The following is a 15,786-nucleotide window of genomic DNA, read 5'->3' as shown; positions in this document are numbered from 1 at the left end:
GTTCTATTGTGACTTCCGCATTCCTCCCGACACTGACCCTACGGGTACAGTGCGGGGCTCCTGCGATTTCTAGCTGAGTTATCCTGCCGCCAGAATTGCCTCCAACAAGGGATCCGCCCCAAAACGCACCACATCCGTACAGGGCCGTCCGGTCTCGGCTTCCACCCGGCGGATCTGCTCTAGGGCCGCTTCTTCCTCCCAGCCGAAGGTATTGAGGGCAACCCCCACCACGGGCGCGGGGGCAAAGGCCCCGGCAGCCGCTGCCACCTGCTCATACAGCTCGATCACTTTGGGTAAGGGCGGGATGGGCACGTAGTCTATCCCCTTGATGTGGGTCTGGCCGGCGCGGTGTACCAGGATAAGGTGGGTGGGCTGGGATCCACGCAACAGGGGCAAGGTGGCCGTAGAGGCGGGGTTGAGCAGGGATCCCTGGCCTTCCAGATGCAGAATGTCGTGGTCAGAGCCATAGCGTAAGATCAGTTGCTCCACCGCCCCACTGGCATAGTCCACCCGCACCGCATCCAAAGGGATCCCCTCGCCGCCGATCAGAATCCCGGTTTGCCCGGTGGCCAAAAAGCGGGAGCGCAGGCCCCGTCTCAGGCTGGCCCGGTGCAGCTCCAAGCTGGTGGACATTTTGCCCACGCTCATGTCGGTGCCCACCGTCAACACCCGTTTACAGGGCAGGGTGCGGGCCAGGGCTTTCCCCACCGACAGGTTGGGGGGCTCGCGGCGAATATCCCAGATCCAGGCCCCCGGCTGCAACCACTGCCGAAACTGGGGATCCTCGGCCAAAGGCGTGTGCAGCCCATTCACCAGAGATAGGCCAGCTCGCAGGGCCAGGCCCAACTCCTCCCGCCAGGCTGGCGGCAACTGCCCCCCTGAAGGGGCAATCCCAATCACCAGAACTTCAGGCCGGTAGGCCAGCGCCTCCTCCACCGAGGCCACGATGGGGATGTCTTTGGCTATTCCGGTCAGATGGGCCAGGGATCCCCCCGCCTGCTCCCGGTCGATCACCGCCACCACCGGGAAAGAGCCGTAGCGCAGCAGCCCCAGCCCCGTTTTCCCATGCTCCCCCAGCAATCCCCCGTGGAGCAGGATGGCCACGCGACTTTCGCTGGACAGGGATTCCGGCCTTCCCATTATTCCTCCCGCAGCTCTACCCCCAAGCCCGGTCGGTCGGTGGGGAGCAGGCAGCCCTCCTGCAGGATGGCCCCGGCAAAGGGATCGTCGATGAGGTTGAGGTGGCTATCCAAGTCCAGGTAATCCACCAGGGGAGCCAAGTGGGCTGCCGCTGTATTCCCCAGAGCTGTGTTGCTGTAGCAGCCCAACATCACCTGTAGGCCGTGGGCTTTGGCGGTGTGGATCATGCGCCAGGCTTCGCTGAGGCCTCCGCACTTCATCAGCTTAATGTTGATCCCGTGGACGCGATCCACCAGAGGGGGGATATCGCGGCTGTCCATACAGCTCTCATCCACAAAAATGGGCAGCTTCGACTCGTGCCAGAGGGTGATCAGCTTCGCTTCCTGCCCCCTCTCCAAAGGCTGCTCCAGGTAGCTCACCCCTTGCCCCGCCAGCCAGTTGCTCATGCTCAGGGTTTGCTCCACCGTCCAAGCGCCGTTGGCATCCACTGTAATCAGGGATCCCAGCGGGATCACCTCTTGTACGGCAATCAGCATGTTCTGATCCGCCATCAGTCCTGAGCCGCTGCCCAGCTTGATCTTAAAGGCCCGCGCTTGGGTCTGTTCCATCCAGGCCAAGGCGCGCTGGCGGGCCGCCTGCGGGGTGGAGATGCCGATCGTCATCATCGTGGGCGGAATGCGGGAGCGATCCAGCCCCCACAACTGCCACAGGGGCCTCCCCAGCCGTTTGCCCATCCAATCGTGCAGGGCCATATCCACCGCTGCCCGCGCTGCCGAAGGGATCCCGGCCCGCAGCAGTTCCGCCTCAATTGGCTGGCGCTCCCAGGGGGAGTGGCGGCGTAGGATCCCTTTGGCCACCTCCAGACCCATCAGGATGTCGTCCAGAGACTGGTGGTAGTCGTCGCTCACCGAAAAAGGGCAAGCCTCTCCCCACCCTTCAACTCCCTCCTCCTCAATTCGCACCCAAGCCAAGGTTGTCTCGCTGTGGGTACCTCGGCTGATGGTCAAGGCGTAGCGCTTGTGAACGGTGAAAGGTTCGACGTAGAGCCGCATGGGCATCTCCAGAAGAGGAAGCTTGGAGGGGCAATTGGGCCTGGGCCGCCCCTTTGAGCTTAGCTTGGTTCCCAGCCCAGCCTGCCCCCGTCCCCAAGCCCAGAAAACAAGTTATCCCTTGCCCCGTCCGCCGTCTATGGTGGGATCCAGATCCACCGTTCTCCATACCCTTGCCACCATGAATACCGCCGAACTGCTGGTTCGCTGCCTGGAAAATGAGGGGGTGCAGTACATCTTCGGCGTTCCTGGCGAAGAAAACCTGGAAGTCCTACAAGCCCTGCGCCGCTCCTCAATTCGCTTTATCACCACCCGCCACGAACAGGGGGCCGCCTTCATGGCCGATGTCTATGGCCGGCTGACGGGCAGAGCGGGGGTGTGTCTCTCCACCTTGGGGCCGGGCGCCACCAACCTGATGACCGGAGTTGCCGATGCCAACCTGGATGGAGCACCCCTAGTGGCCATCACCGGCCAAGTCGGCACCGACCGCATGCACATCGAATCCCATCAATACCTGGATTTGGTGGCCATGTTTGCCCCCGTCACCAAGTGGAATGCCCAGATCGTGCGCCCCAGCATCACCCCGGAGATCGTGCGCAAGGCTTTCAAATTGGCCCAAACCGAGAAGCCCGGGGCCGTCCACATCGACTTGCCGGAAAACATCGCCGCCATGGAAGCCAGCGGCACTCCCTTGAGGAGAGATCGCCTGGACAAAACCTACGCCTCCTATCAAAGCCTGAACGAAGCGGCGTCCCTGATCTCCCGCGCCCGCAACCCCTTGATTTTGGCCGGCAATGGGGCCATTCGCGCCCAAGCCAGCAGCGCCCTCACGGAATTTGCCACCCGCTTGAACATCCCCGTGGTCAACACCTTCATGGGCAAAGGAGTGATCCCCTACACCCACCCCTTGTCCTTGTGGGCCGTTGGCCTACAGCAGCGGGATCTGATCAGTTGTGGCTTCGACCGCACCGATCTGTTGATCGCCGTCGGCTACGACCTCATCGAGTACTCTCCCAAGAAATGGAACCCCGACGGCACCATCCCCATCGTTCACATCGCTGCCCTGCCCGCAGAAATCGACAGCAGCTACATTCCGCAAGTGGAGGTGGTGGGAGACATTTCCGACTCCCTGATGGAGATCCTGCGCCGCTGCGATCGCACGGGCAAGCCGGATCCCTATGGCCTCAGCCTGCGGCAGAACATCGTCCGCGAGTACACCTGCTATGCCCAGGATCAGAGCTACCCGATCAAACCCCAGAAGCTGATCTACGACCTGCGCCAAGTCCTGGAACCGGAAGACATCGTCATCTCCGATGTCGGCGCCCACAAGATGTGGATGGCCCGCCTCTACCACTGTGACAAACCCAACACCTGTCTCATCTCCAACGGCTTTGCCGCCATGGGCATCGCCATTCCGGGGGCCTTGGCCGCCAAATTGGTGCATCCCGACCGGCGCATCGTGGCCGTAACCGGAGATGGAGGGTTCATGATGAACTGCCAAGAGCTGGAAACTGCCCTCAGGGTGGGCACTCCCTTTGTAACTCTCATCTTCAACGATGGCGGCTATGGGCTGATCGAGTGGAAGCAACACAATCAATACAACGAGGCTGCTTTCGTCAAGTTCGGCAATCCAGACTTCGTCAAGCTGGCGGAGAGCATGGGCCTCAAGGGCTACCGTGTCGAAAAGGCTGCCGAGCTGATCCCCATCCTGAAGCAGGCCCTCGAGCAGCCGGTGCCCACCCTCATCGACTGCCCTGTCGATTACAGCGAAAACCTTTACCTAACCCAGCGGTCGCAAGCGTTGGTCTGCGAGGCTTAGGGGACGAGATGGATGTGAATGCGAGATTTGAGCCGAGTTGGGGCATAGTAAGCCCAGGGTTGGCGGCCTCTGGGAAGTCCAGACTTATGTATCTTTACCGTTGACCCTTAGCAGCCGAGTGCAGTGAAATAGAGGCATTGTGGGTGACCCGCCAGCATGAACGATCTTCCTCCCCCTCCTTTTACCTCGCGCCGCGCCGGCGCTGCCAGCAAAGCTCTGGCCATCGCCAACGTCAGCATTACCCCCTTTGGCCGCAAGTTAAAGGAGCTGGGCTTTGCCGACGATAAGCAGATCCAGGACATCCAAAACGCCCTCAAAGCGGATCGAGAGGGCAACAGCAAGGCCCTGGCTCTGGTGGTCAAGGATATCGTGGGCAAAGAGATCACCCCTGACCTGGAGCGGGCTTACAAACGGCAGCAGCTCTTTGAACTGAAAATCATCTACGGGATCCCCTCCCTGGATGTCGACCTGGAGCCGGTGGAGATCTCCGAGATGATTGGGCTGATCGACTCGATCTTGCCCCTCGACATCTGCAACCGCTACAAGTTCTTGCCCATTCGCCGTCGAGACAATCAGGTGACGGTGGCGATGGTCAAGCCAGACAACCTGCAGGCACTGGACGACATTCAACGGCGCTTCCGCATCCAGGGGCTGAAGCTGCAGCGGCGGGTCTTCACCCAGCGGGATTTCGAGACCCTGATCAACCGCTACATGGATGCGCAGGCGGAGCTGCTGGCCATCAAGGGGATCAACGACGCGGCTGCTGCCCAACAGGAAGAAGAGGTGGTGGTCAATACCGCCGAAATCGATCTGGACAGCATCGAGGATGTGACTGCCGATGAGGCCGGCGAGGGATCCCTGGAGCAGCAGGTCAAATCGGCAGATGATGCCCCGATTATTAAACTGTCCAACCAGATCCTGGTCAAGGCCCTGCAGGATGGGGCGTCCGACATCCACATCGAGCCGCAAGAAGAATACCTGCGCATCCGCTTCCGCAAAGATGGGGTGTTGCGGCAGGCTTTTGAAAACTTTCCCAAGAAGATCGTCCCCGCCCTCACTGCCCGCTTTAAAATCATCTCCAACCTGAATATTGCCGAGCGGCGCATGCCCCAGGATGGGCGGATCCGGCGGGTCTTCAAGGGGCGCAAGGTGGACTTCCGGGTCAGCACCCTGCCCTCCCGCTATGGGGAGAAGATCGTGCTGCGGATCCTGGACAACTCCGCCACCCAACTGGGGCTGGACAAGCTGATCACCGACCCAGAGACCTTGGAAAGCTTCAAGGAGATTGTCAGGCGACCCTTTGGCCTAATCTTGGTGACTGGGCCAACGGGATCCGGGAAAACCACCACCCTCTACTCGGCTCTGGCGGAGGTGAACGATCCGGGCATCAACATCAGCACTGCCGAGGATCCCATTGAATACTCGCTGCCGGGGATCACTCAGGTGCAGGTGATCCGAGAAAAGGGCATGGACTTTGCCATGATCCTGCGGGCCTTCTTGCGGCAAGACCCGGATGTCATCCTGGTGGGGGAAACCCGCGACCACGAGACGGCCAAAACCGCCATCGAAGCCTCCCTCACAGGCCACTTGGTGTTGACCACGCTGCACACCAACGATGCCCCTGGCGCCATTGCCCGTCTGACGGAGATGGGGATCGAGCCATTTATGATCTCCAGCTCGTTGCTGGGGGTGTTGGCCCAGCGCTTGATGCGCCGGGTGTGTACCGAATGTCGGATCCCCTACCACCCCACGCCGGAGGAGCTGGCCCGCTATGGCCTTACCCTCAGTGGCGACGGCGAGCAGCTCACCTTCTACAAAGCCAACAAGCTCTCCCCCAAAGAAGTGGAGCAGCGCAAGGCCACCGGCAAGCCCATCTGCGAGAAGTGTGGGGGCGTGGGCTACAAAGGTCGGGTAGGGGTGTACGAGTTCATGCGCATGAACGACCGCCTTGCGGACTTGATCAACAAAGAGGCCCCCACGGAGGTGATCAAAGAAGCGGCGGTGGAAAGTGGCATGAAAACCCTGCTGGCCTACAGTTTGATGCTGGTGAAGCAGGGCCTCACCACGCTGGAGGAGGTGGATCGGGTGACCCTCACCGACAAGGGTCTGGAAAGCGAGCTGAAGGCCCGTGCCAAGGCTCTCAGCACCTGCCGCAACTGTGGCGCGGCCTTGCATGTGGACTGGATGGACTGCCCCTATTGCCTGACCCCGAAGTTTTAGGAAGTCGGCTTGGCACTTGACGATGTTGGGGTGCCGACTATAACAGTCCTATACAGTTGCCTTTCTCACATGGCTTTGGCCGGCGGCTCTTTTGATAGACAGTTCTACTCGCCTTTGGAGAACCCAACCCTATGCCCCAACTGATGATCGAAGACCTCATGGAAGCAATCGTCCAAAAGGGCGGTTCCGACATTCATATCTCGGCGGGTTTGCCCCCCTACTTCCGCATCAATGGTCACCTTGAGCCGACAGAGCATGAGCCTCTCTCGGCAGAGGAGGTGCAGCGGTTGATCTTCAGCATGCTGAACAACAACCAGCGCAAGCAGCTGGAGCAAAACTGGGAATTGGACTGCTCCTATGGGGTGCGGGGGATCGGGCGCTTCCGCGTGAACGTCTACCGCGATCGCGGCACCTATGCTTGCGCCATGCGGGCCCTGGCTTCTGAGATCCCCAACATCGACAAGCTGGGCCTGCCGGATGTGTGTAAGGAAGCAGCTCGCCTGCCGCGGGGCTTGGTGCTGGTAACCGGCCCAACGGGATCTGGCAAATCGACTACGCTGGCTTCCATGATCGACATGATCAACCGCGAACGGGCCGAGCACATCCTCACCATCGAGGATCCCATTGAGTACATCTACACCCCCATTCGCAGCATCATCCACCAGCGGCAACTGGGGGAAGACACCAAGAGTTTTGCCAATGCCCTGCGGGCAGCGATGCGGGAGGATCCGGATGTGATCCTGATCGGGGAGATGCGGGATCTGGAGACCATCCAGTTGGCCATTACCGCCGCCGAGACCGGCCACCTCTGCTTCGCCACAGTACACACCAGTTCTGCCGCCCAGACGGTGGATCGCTTGGTGGATGTGTTCCCGCCCGAGCAACAGCAGCAGATTCGCGTGCAGCTCTCCAACTCCCTCAAGGCCGTCTTCTCCCAAACTCTGGCCCGCCGCCTCAATCCCAAGCCAGGAGAGCCTGGACGGGTGCTGGTGCAGGAAATCATGGTGGTGACGCCGGCCATTGCCAACCTGATTCGGGAGGGCAAAACTGCCCAGATCTACTCGGCTATCCAGACGGGGGGCAAGCAGGGCATGAAAACGCTGGAGCAAGATCTGGCTAACCTTTACCTACAGGGCAAGATCGACTTCGATACGGCCATGTCTAAGACCTCTCGCCCCGAGGAGTTGCAACGGCTTTTGGGCAACGTTACTGGGCCCTCGCCAGCCGCGGCTGCCCAGCAACAGCGGCCACCAGCAGTTGCCGCCCGTCGCTAAACCTCGTTGCCACCAGGCAGTGCTGGGATCCCCGGGTGAGGGTTCATTGCCGATCTCTAGCCACTGCCTCAATTTGTGGCTAAGCTCTAGCTGAGAGATCGTTGATCGGCCCAAGGTTTGGGCTGACTTCTCTTTTGCACCTGCGAAACATTTAAAGCCATTTCGTTATTTAGAGCGATCTAGCCGGGGGTACAGCCATGCCGCGCTACAAGGTTCGGGGGTTAAAGGCCGGTCAGCCGGTACGCCTGACGGTGGTGGCCAACAGCTTGACCGAAGTTCGTGCACGGCTGCGCCGAGACGGGATTTTTGCCAAACAGGAAGACATTCAGGAGGAGAAACCCTTCTTTTCCTTGGATACGTCTTTCGATTTCTCAATGCTGGGATCCATCGACATTCGCGACAAGGCAGTGTTCTCCCGGCAATTTGCTGCCTTGATCAACGCCGGCGTGTCGATGGTGCGCTCTCTCACCATCATGGAGGAGCAAACCGGCAACCCCAAGCTCAAAAAATACCTGAGGGCCATTCGCTCAGACGTGGAAGCCGGGAAAAACCTCTCCGACTCCATCCGCCCTTATCCCGACGCCTTCGACGGCCTCTACTGCAGCATGGTGCAGGCGGGGGAGGTGGGCGGCGTGCTGGACGAAGTGCTCAACCGTCTGGCCAAGCTGCTGGAGGACATGGATCGCCTGCAGAAGCAGATCAAGTCAGCCATGACCTACCCGGTGGTGGTGACGATCTTGGCTGTCTTGATTTTCTTGGGCATGGTGCTGTTCATCTTGCCCACGTTTGAGAGCATCTACAACGACTTGGGTGGGGAGCTGCCCGCCTTTACCCAGTTTTTCATCAACATCAGCAAGTTCCTGCGCACGCCCCAGTACAGCTTGGGGCTGGTGGGCTTTCTAGGGGCCGTCTATTTTGCTTTCCGGCGCTTTTACCGCACCCCTGCCGGCAAGGAGACCATCGACGCGCTGGCCCTCAAGCTCCCTATCTTCGGGGATCTGATCCAGAAGTCGGCGGTGGCTCGCTTCTGCCGCACCTTTGGCGCTCTCACCCGCTCCGGGGTGCCGGTGCTGACTTCCTTGGAAATTGTGCGCGACACCTCCGGCAACCAGGTGGTGGCCAACGCCATTGACGCCGCCCGCCAATCCATCTCAGAGGGAGGGCAGATTGCCCCTGCTCTCGACAAGGCCAAGGTCTTCCCAGTCATGGCCATTCAGATGATCAGCGTGGGGGAAGAGACAGGGGAGCTGGACGCGATGCTGATGAAGACGGCGGATTTCTACGAGCTGGAGGTGGAGGAGGCGGTACGCGCCCTCACCAGCCTGCTGGAGCCGTTGATGATCGTGATCCTGGGCGGTATGGTGGGCTGCATTATCGTGGCCATGTACCTGCCCATGTTCAACGTCTTCGAGCTGGTGAAGTAGTGGATTGGGCTGACCCTTGAACCCCCAGGGCGGCCAGGGCACAGGGTAGGAGCAACGGAGGAGAGGGATCCCATGCTGAGGCGATGGTTAGCGGCCCTGGTGCTGTTGTTGGGGGTGGGGCTGGCAGTTTTGCTTTCCGAACAGCCGACGGGATCCCTGGCGGGACGGGTGGAGCTGCCGGCAGGGGTAGCTCTGGAGAGCGTCCGGGTGATCGCCGCCGGCCCGGTCACGCGCAGCTCCAGCTTGACCGCAGATGGCGAATATCGCTTGGATCGATTGCCTGTTGGGGAATACCAGGTGACGGTGCAGGGATCCGGCCTGGAAACGGTGGGCAGCGAGGGATCCGTTCTGGTGCGGGAGGGGGCAACGGTTCGGATCCCCACCTTGCGCCCTCAGCTTGTCCCCCCCGGTCTCTATCTCTACAGCACCAGCCAGGTGTTTACGACCGCAGAACCGGCGCGGCTGCAGTGGCGGGCCACCAGCCTGGGCTCGGTGCAGCTCAGCCTCTATCGCTTTTCCCTGACAGAGCTGCAGGGATCCCCTCTCTTGCGGGATTTGGCGGATGCTGGCTATGGCTCCCTGGATCCGGCTCTGTATCCCACCCTGCGGCGGGAGCTTGTGCGCAGTTGGCAGCAGCCGGTGCCACGACGAGCGGGAGAGGGGTGGACAGCCCAAACCTTGGAGCTGGGGATCCTGCCGCCAGGGGCCTACTGGGTGGAGGCGGAGGGCCGGGAGCCGCTGAATGCGGCTGCACCCTTGCCCCGTTCCGACCATTGGTTTTTGGTGAGCGATCTCGGCCTGATCCAGAAGCAGGACCCCAGCCAGTTGGTGGTGCAGGCGGTGCATTTGCGGGAGCTGCGCCCCCTGTCGGGGATCCAGATCCAAGTTTTCGGGGAGTGGGGGGATCCCTTGACGGCCACCACCGATGCAGAGGGGCTAGCCCGCTTTGGCCTGCCGGCGAGAGAGGGTTCTTCCCTGGTGGTCTATGGCCGCAGTGCCGACAACACCCTGCAGGCTTTGTCCCGCAGCTACGCCTATGGCTGGAACCAGCCCCACCGGATCTACGCCTACACCGATCGTCCCCTCTACCGCCCTGGCCAAACCGTCTATTTCCGCGCCCTGGTGCGAGAGCAAACCCGCCTCACGCCGCCCCCAGCAGGACAAGCAGTGCAACTGACCCTTACGGCCCCCAACGGGGATGTGTTGAGCGAACAAACCCTGGCCACCAATGCTTTTGGCAGTGTCCATGGGGAGTTTCAACTGCCAGAAGAAGCGTCCCTGGGCAGCTACGGCCTGGAGTGGCAGGTGTCAGGGCCGCAGGGATCCAGCCGCGAATACACCTCTTTTCAGGTGGAAGCCTACCGCAAGCCGGAGTTTGAGGTGGCGGTGGTGCCCGACCGACCTTGGCTGGTGCGGGGGGGATCCCTGAAGGTGCAGGTGGAGGCCGAGTATCTTTTCGGCGCGCCGGTGGCCGCTGCCCAGCTCCGCTACCGAGTTTACAGCAGCCCCGACTGGAGCCTGCGCTATGGGCTGTTGCCCCGTTCTGCCGAGGAAGACTATTTCGCCGACGACCTGGGAGAGGAGCAGGGCTACTACGGCGGCTACGGCCAGTTGGTGGCGGAAGGGGAAGGGGTGACGGATGCCCAAGGGCGGGCGGAGTTTCGCCTGGATCGCCTGCTGCAGGATCTCAACTGGGAAGAAGACAGCTACTGGGGCCCCCAAGAGGTGCAGCAGTTGCGCATCGAGGTGGAGGTGACCGATATCAGCCGCCGGACGGTAACAGGATCGGCGCGGGCCTGGGTCACGGCTGGCGAATTTGCTCTGTTTGCGGAAGTGAACCGCCACCTGCCCGCTCCGGGGGATACCCTCACCTACCGGCTGCAAGCCCGCGATTACGATGGCCGCCCCGTCAGCGCCACCGGAGAGCTGAGCCTGGAGCGCTGGCGCTGGGATCCCAAGAGCAACACCTACCAACGGCAAGGTACCCTGCTGCGGCAGCCTTTTCAGATTGTCAACGGGGAAGGCAGCCTCGACCTCCACCTGCCCGCCGACCTGGAGCCGGGAGACTACCGGGTGCGGTTGACGGCATGGGATCCCCGCCGTCAAAGTGCTCCGCACCGCTGGCGCGAACGGGTGCAGGAGGTGGACTATCTCTGGGTGGTGGAGCCGGGCAGCCCCCTACAAAGTTGGGGATCCCTGCCCAGCCTGGAGGTGGTGGCGGATCGGCAGATCTACCAGGTGGGGGAGGAGGCCCAGATCCTGATAGTCTCGCCGCTGCCGGATGTGGCGGTGCTGGTGGGCATTGAGGGATCCCGGCTGCACCAGGTGCAGGTGCTGCGTCTCCAGGGGCATACGGCCACGCTGCGGCTGCCCATCCGCGGCGACTATCGTCCCAATCTCTACGTCACTGCCACTGCCATCGGCCCAGAGCGGCGGCTGTACCAAAGCGAGGCCCTGCTGCGGGTCTCCCCCTTGGATCGCTTTTTGCAGGTGGAGCTGCAAACCGATAAACCCACCTATCGACCGGGCGAGACCGCCCAAATCCAAATCCGCACCCGCGATGCCCAAGGGCAGCCGGTGAGCGCCGAGGTGGGCCTAGGGATTGTGGACAATGCCCTCTACCTATTGCGACCCGACTTCACCCCGGATATTCGCCGCTTCTTCTATGGGCGCCAGTACAACCAAGTTACCACCACTACCTCTTTCCCTCAGCAATATCCCGGCGGTGCCGACAAGCTGGCCGGCCAAGTGCGGGAGGACTTTCGCGATACCGCCGCCTGGTTCCCGGATCTGGTCACCAATGCCGATGGCCTGGCTCAGGTACAGGTGCGTTGGCCCGACAACCTGACCACCTGGCGCTTGACCGCCCGCGCTGCCACTGCCGACACCCAGGTGGGATCCGCTCTTGCCACGGTCTCAGTCAGCAAAGACCTGTTGGTGCGCTTGGCCGCTCCCCGCTTTTTCCGGGTGGGGGATCAGCTCACCTTGGCGGCCATTGTGCAAAACCGCACGGGTCAAGCCCAAGCGGTGGAGGTGCGGCTGGAAGTTCCTGTTCCTGCCGGTGGGATCTTGAAATTGCAAGGCCCGGAACGACAACGCCTCACCGTGCCGGCCCAAGGAGCGGGGCGGGTGGAATGGCCTCTCCAGGTTCTGGGGGCCGGAGATACCTCTCTGCGGGTCTGGGCGGAAGGGAATGGGCTGAAAGATGCATTGCAACTGCAGATCCCCAGCCAGCCCTTTGGGGCGGCGCATCGCTTCTCCCAAGTGGGCCAACTGGGAACCCCGTCTGGCTTGCGTGAAGGGGAGTCTGGCAGTCTGGAGTTGCCGCTGGATTGGCCCGCCACCTGGGTGCCGGGATCCCGGCAGCTTCACCTGGAACTGGCCGCTAGCCCGGCAGCAACCCTGCTGGGGCCGCTGGATTACCTGGTGAAGTTCCCCTACGGCTGCACCGAGCAAACCCTGAGTCGCTTCTTGCCCGCCCTAGCCGTCGCCCAAGTCAGCAAGCAGTTGGGCTTGAACCTGCGCTCTCAAACCCTGGAGCGGCTGCCTCGAGTGCTTCGATCCGGCTTGCAGCGACTGGAGGGATCCCAGAACTACGATGGGGGCTGGGGCTGGTGGGCCCATGACCGGAGCAACCCCTATCTGACCGGATACATCCTGCAGGGATATCATCTTGCCCAAGCTGCTGGCTATGCCCTCAAAGAGTGGCGGGTGCGGCAGGCCTTGGACTATCTGGCCGATCAACTGGCCCAGCCCCAAGCCCTCTCCCCCGATCTACAGGCTTTTGTCGCCTACAGCCTGGCCCTCTGGGATCCCGCTTTGGTAACTGCCGACCTGCCGCCGCCGGAGCGGCTCTCCACCTTTGGCCTGGCCTACCGAGGGCTGGCCGCCCTGCAACTGGGCCAGAGGGATCTTGCCCAGGCAGCCCTGGATGAGGTTCTGGAGCGGCGGCAACAGGATCCCCAAGGGCGCTGGTTTATCCCGGCTGCTCCAACTCGTGCGACCCAAGAGCGCTCCACCTACGACGACATGGAGGTGGCCGGCCCCCTACTGCAATTGGCCGTTCGCTTGCAGGATGACCGGGCTGCCCAGATTGCCGAGGCCCTTCTCCAGCAGCGGCAAAACAACCGCTGGCGCACCACCAAAGCCACCGCCGATGCTCTCCTCGGCCTATCTGCCTACTACCAGGCCCAGCAGCAGCAGCTTCCCAGCCCCGGCGAGGTGCGGGTGTTGGATGGGACAACCGGATCCCTTCTCGGTCGCTGGCAGGCCGGCGCTGGGGATCCCCGCTATGGGCTGGATTGGGCTGACGCAGAAGTGGGGAACCTGAGCAGCCTGCGCCTGGAAAAGTCCGGCCCCGGCCCCCTTTACTACAGCTTGAGGGGAGAAGCCTTCGTCCCCAACCCTCTGCCCTCTCAAGCCCAAGGCTTTGCGGTGAGCCGCAGCTACTTCCGCCTACAGCCCCAGCCCCAACCCAACGGGGAGATCCGCTACCGAGAGCAGCCGCTGCGCCCTGGCGACACAGTAAGGGCCGGAGAAATCCTCCTGGCCCGGTTGACGGTGGAAGCCGAGCGGGACAGCCACTACGTGGTGGTCGAGGATCCCCTGCCCAGCGGCGCCGAGATCACCTCCCAGGATCCGCGAGAGTTCACCGGCTTGGCCCCAGACTACTGGTGGGACTGGTTTTGGACCCGCCAAGAGAATCGGGATGACCGCGTGGCCTTTTTCAGCACCGAGCTCAAGCAGGGTCGCCATGAGTTTGTCTATCTCTTCCGTCCGGAGATCCCCGGCCAATTCCAGGTGGCTCCTGCTTTGGCAGAAGAAATGTACGACCCCAGCCGCTATGGCCGCAGCGCCCCTTACTCCCTCAAGGTTCTTCCCTAGATTCCCTCAAGCCTGCTCGTGGCATGGGCCAGAAACGAAGCCACCGGTCGCGTCGGTGTTCACGAGGGCTGACGCAATGAGGAATTGAGCACGGCTGGGCCGCCCCCAAAGCACCTGCTCCTGCTTGTAAACGACCATGCCGGGCGGGGATCCCTTGGGTTTGAACACCAGTTTCGGGCGAGTGTAGACTACCGGCACCTGTTCGCTGAGGCGACCGCGGCTGAAATGGGCCGCCAAATCAGCAGCCGCCTGCAGATCTTCGCTTTCTGCTACAGCCCCGGGGGGCAAGCGCAGCAGCACATGACTGCCGGGGATCTCTTGGGCATGAAACCACCAATCGTGTTCCTGAGCCACGCGAAAGGTGAGCTGATCATTTTGCAGGTTGTTGCGCCCCACCCAAATGGAGAAGCCACTGGGGCTGGTAAAGCGGTGGGGGTTGAAGGTTGCCGGTGAGGCATGTTTTGAGCTCGCCCGCAGAGACTCTGTCCCGCTGTTGCGAGTGGGACTCTCCAAGTAGCGCTGTTCAATCAGCTCGGTCTCAATTTCCTTGAGGGTGGTCAAGTCTTGGGGATCCCGATAGGTTTCCAGCTGCTGTAGAGACGCTTCCACCTGCTCGAGGTAGAGGATCTCTTGGCCGAGCGCCTCTTGTAAAGGTCGGAGGGCATCCTGGGCCCGTTTTTGTTTGCGGTGCTTGCGGTAGTAGGCTTGGGCATTGAGAATGGCATTTTTTTCGGGGTCGAGAGGGATCTTGACCGTCTGGCCGCTGGCAAAATCCGGCAGCTCGATGTGATGCAACCCTGGCCGCCAGAGGTGGAGGTGGGCCATCAACAAGTCGGCAGCCTGCTTGGAGGCTTCCGCTTGGGTGGAGTCGGCCAGCATTGCCTCAAATTGCTCTCGCCGCTGATAGAGCTTTTTCAGCAGGGTGGATACCCTTTGCAGCAGACGGTGGCGCTCTCGCTCAAACTGTTCGCGGTTAAGCTGAGCCTGGTAGTAGCTTTCCAAAAGTTGGTGCAGGTTGGGCCGAGAGGGTTGCTGCAGGGATTCCGTCCCACCAACGCGAACGGCACTGCTGACGGGAGGGCTTGCCCAGCCGAGAACGGTGTATCCCTGGGGAGTTGGGGCCGGGTCAAACTGGCCTGTTTCCAGACGGGTTAACCAGTCTTGCCACCTGGCAAACAGTGCCTGCCAATCGCGGGCAGAGAGGTGATCGGTGGAGGTTTGCGGCGGGATCCCAGCCTGATGGCACATCGCTTCCACCAAATGCCGACTGAGGCCGCGATAACAGCGCAACAGCCGTTGGCCGATGGGGACAGGGATCAGGGCGACGCGCTCTTGCCACCAGGAAAAGGGCTCGGATCGCTGCGGGATCGGGTCGGTTAGGGCCGGAGGAGCCTCGTAGGGCAGGCCCGGCTGCACTGGACGGATTCGCGATTGGCGCTCGCTTACCCCATGGCCACTGGCCAAGATCATGCCCGCCTCGTCCACCAAAATGGCATTGCTGTGCTTGCCCATCACCTCCAGGTAGAGATGGCGATAAGGGGGATCCCCGGGCCGAGGGGCAAAGCGCAAGTCAATCACCCGTTCCCAATCCTCCAGCAGAGCCAGCTCCGTCAGAGCCAAACCCTTCAGGTGCCGTTGGAGGAACTGGCTAAATTGAAAGCCATCCGGCTCTTTGGGAGGAGGCTGACAGAGGTGGAGACGGGCCGCCTGAGGATGCCAGCACAACAGCAGGCAGGGACGGGCAGTGAGGGTGCGCAAACCGATGATCACCGTCCACAGATCGGTCTGTTGGATCCATTCCACGCGGGCAGGCAACACTGGATCCCGACCTGTCTTAGCCTGGGCTAGATCTGCCAGCACAGCGCGCAGGGTGGTCAGATCAACGGGCTGCATCCCTGTTGCTGATACATTTACGCTGAACACTGCTGAACATCACTGTTCAACTATGCAGCGATAGCATTCTGTTTGTTTCCAAA

The 15,786-nt window shown here is 61.7% G+C and carries 8 protein-coding genes; 5 read left to right on the top strand and 3 right to left on the bottom strand.

The window, feature by feature from the left end; genetic code table 11:
• Nucleotides 1-78 precede the first annotated feature (78 nt).
• The gene (locus NW834_RS10505) at nucleotides 79-1,140 is read right to left on the bottom strand and encodes a DUF1611 domain-containing protein (RefSeq protein WP_414419811.1); all 1,062 of its coding nucleotides are present in this window, start codon (nucleotides 1,138-1,140) and stop codon (nucleotides 79-81) included.
• Complete coding sequence (locus NW834_RS10500) at nucleotides 1,140-2,192, bottom strand: dipeptide epimerase (RefSeq protein WP_414419812.1); 1,053 nt, start codon at nucleotides 2,190-2,192, stop codon at nucleotides 1,140-1,142. Before NW834_RS10500 ends, NW834_RS10505 begins: the two co-directional genes overlap by 1 nt.
• 178 nt (nucleotides 2,193-2,370) lie before the next feature.
• On the opposite strand from NW834_RS10500, the gene NW834_RS10495 reads away from it, so the two are divergent.
• The 5 genes from NW834_RS10495 to NW834_RS10475 all read left to right on the top strand — a co-directional run bounded on the left by NW834_RS10495 (nucleotide 2,371) and on the right by NW834_RS10475 (nucleotide 13,810).
• Nucleotides 2,371-4,008, top strand: coding sequence for an acetolactate synthase large subunit (locus NW834_RS10495; protein WP_414419817.1), 1,638 nt, complete (start codon nucleotides 2,371-2,373; stop codon nucleotides 4,006-4,008).
• A 156-nt stretch (nucleotides 4,009-4,164) separates the two neighbouring features.
• The gene (locus NW834_RS10490) at nucleotides 4,165-6,228 is read left to right on the top strand and encodes a GspE/PulE family protein (protein ID WP_414419813.1); all 2,064 of its coding nucleotides are present in this window, start codon (nucleotides 4,165-4,167) and stop codon (nucleotides 6,226-6,228) included.
• Nucleotides 6,229-6,359: 131 nt separating this feature from the next.
• Entirely contained in the window at nucleotides 6,360-7,502 is a 1,143-nt protein-coding gene (locus NW834_RS10485; protein WP_414383847.1) for a type IV pilus twitching motility protein PilT, read from the top strand.
• 197 nt (nucleotides 7,503-7,699) lie between these two features.
• Nucleotides 7,700-8,926, top strand: coding sequence for a type II secretion system F family protein (locus NW834_RS10480; RefSeq protein WP_414419814.1), 1,227 nt, complete (start codon nucleotides 7,700-7,702; stop codon nucleotides 8,924-8,926).
• 72 nt (nucleotides 8,927-8,998) lie between these two features.
• Entirely contained in the window at nucleotides 8,999-13,810 is a 4,812-nt protein-coding gene (locus tag NW834_RS10475) for an alpha-2-macroglobulin family protein (RefSeq protein WP_414419815.1), read from the top strand.
• A 6-nt stretch (nucleotides 13,811-13,816) separates the two neighbouring features.
• Here NW834_RS10475 and NW834_RS10470 read toward each other — a convergent pair whose 3' ends face one another.
• The gene (locus NW834_RS10470) at nucleotides 13,817-15,703 is read right to left on the bottom strand and encodes an NFACT family protein (protein WP_414419816.1); all 1,887 of its coding nucleotides are present in this window, start codon (nucleotides 15,701-15,703) and stop codon (nucleotides 13,817-13,819) included.
• Between the last annotated feature and the right edge of the window lie 83 nt (nucleotides 15,704-15,786).

It is taken from the genome of Synechococcus sp. R60.1 (genome assembly GCF_047461835.1).
In the GTDB taxonomy this organism is placed as follows: domain Bacteria; phylum Cyanobacteriota; class Cyanobacteriia; order Thermostichales; family Thermostichaceae; genus Thermostichus.
This window is presented reverse-complemented; position numbering and strand designations above follow the sequence as displayed.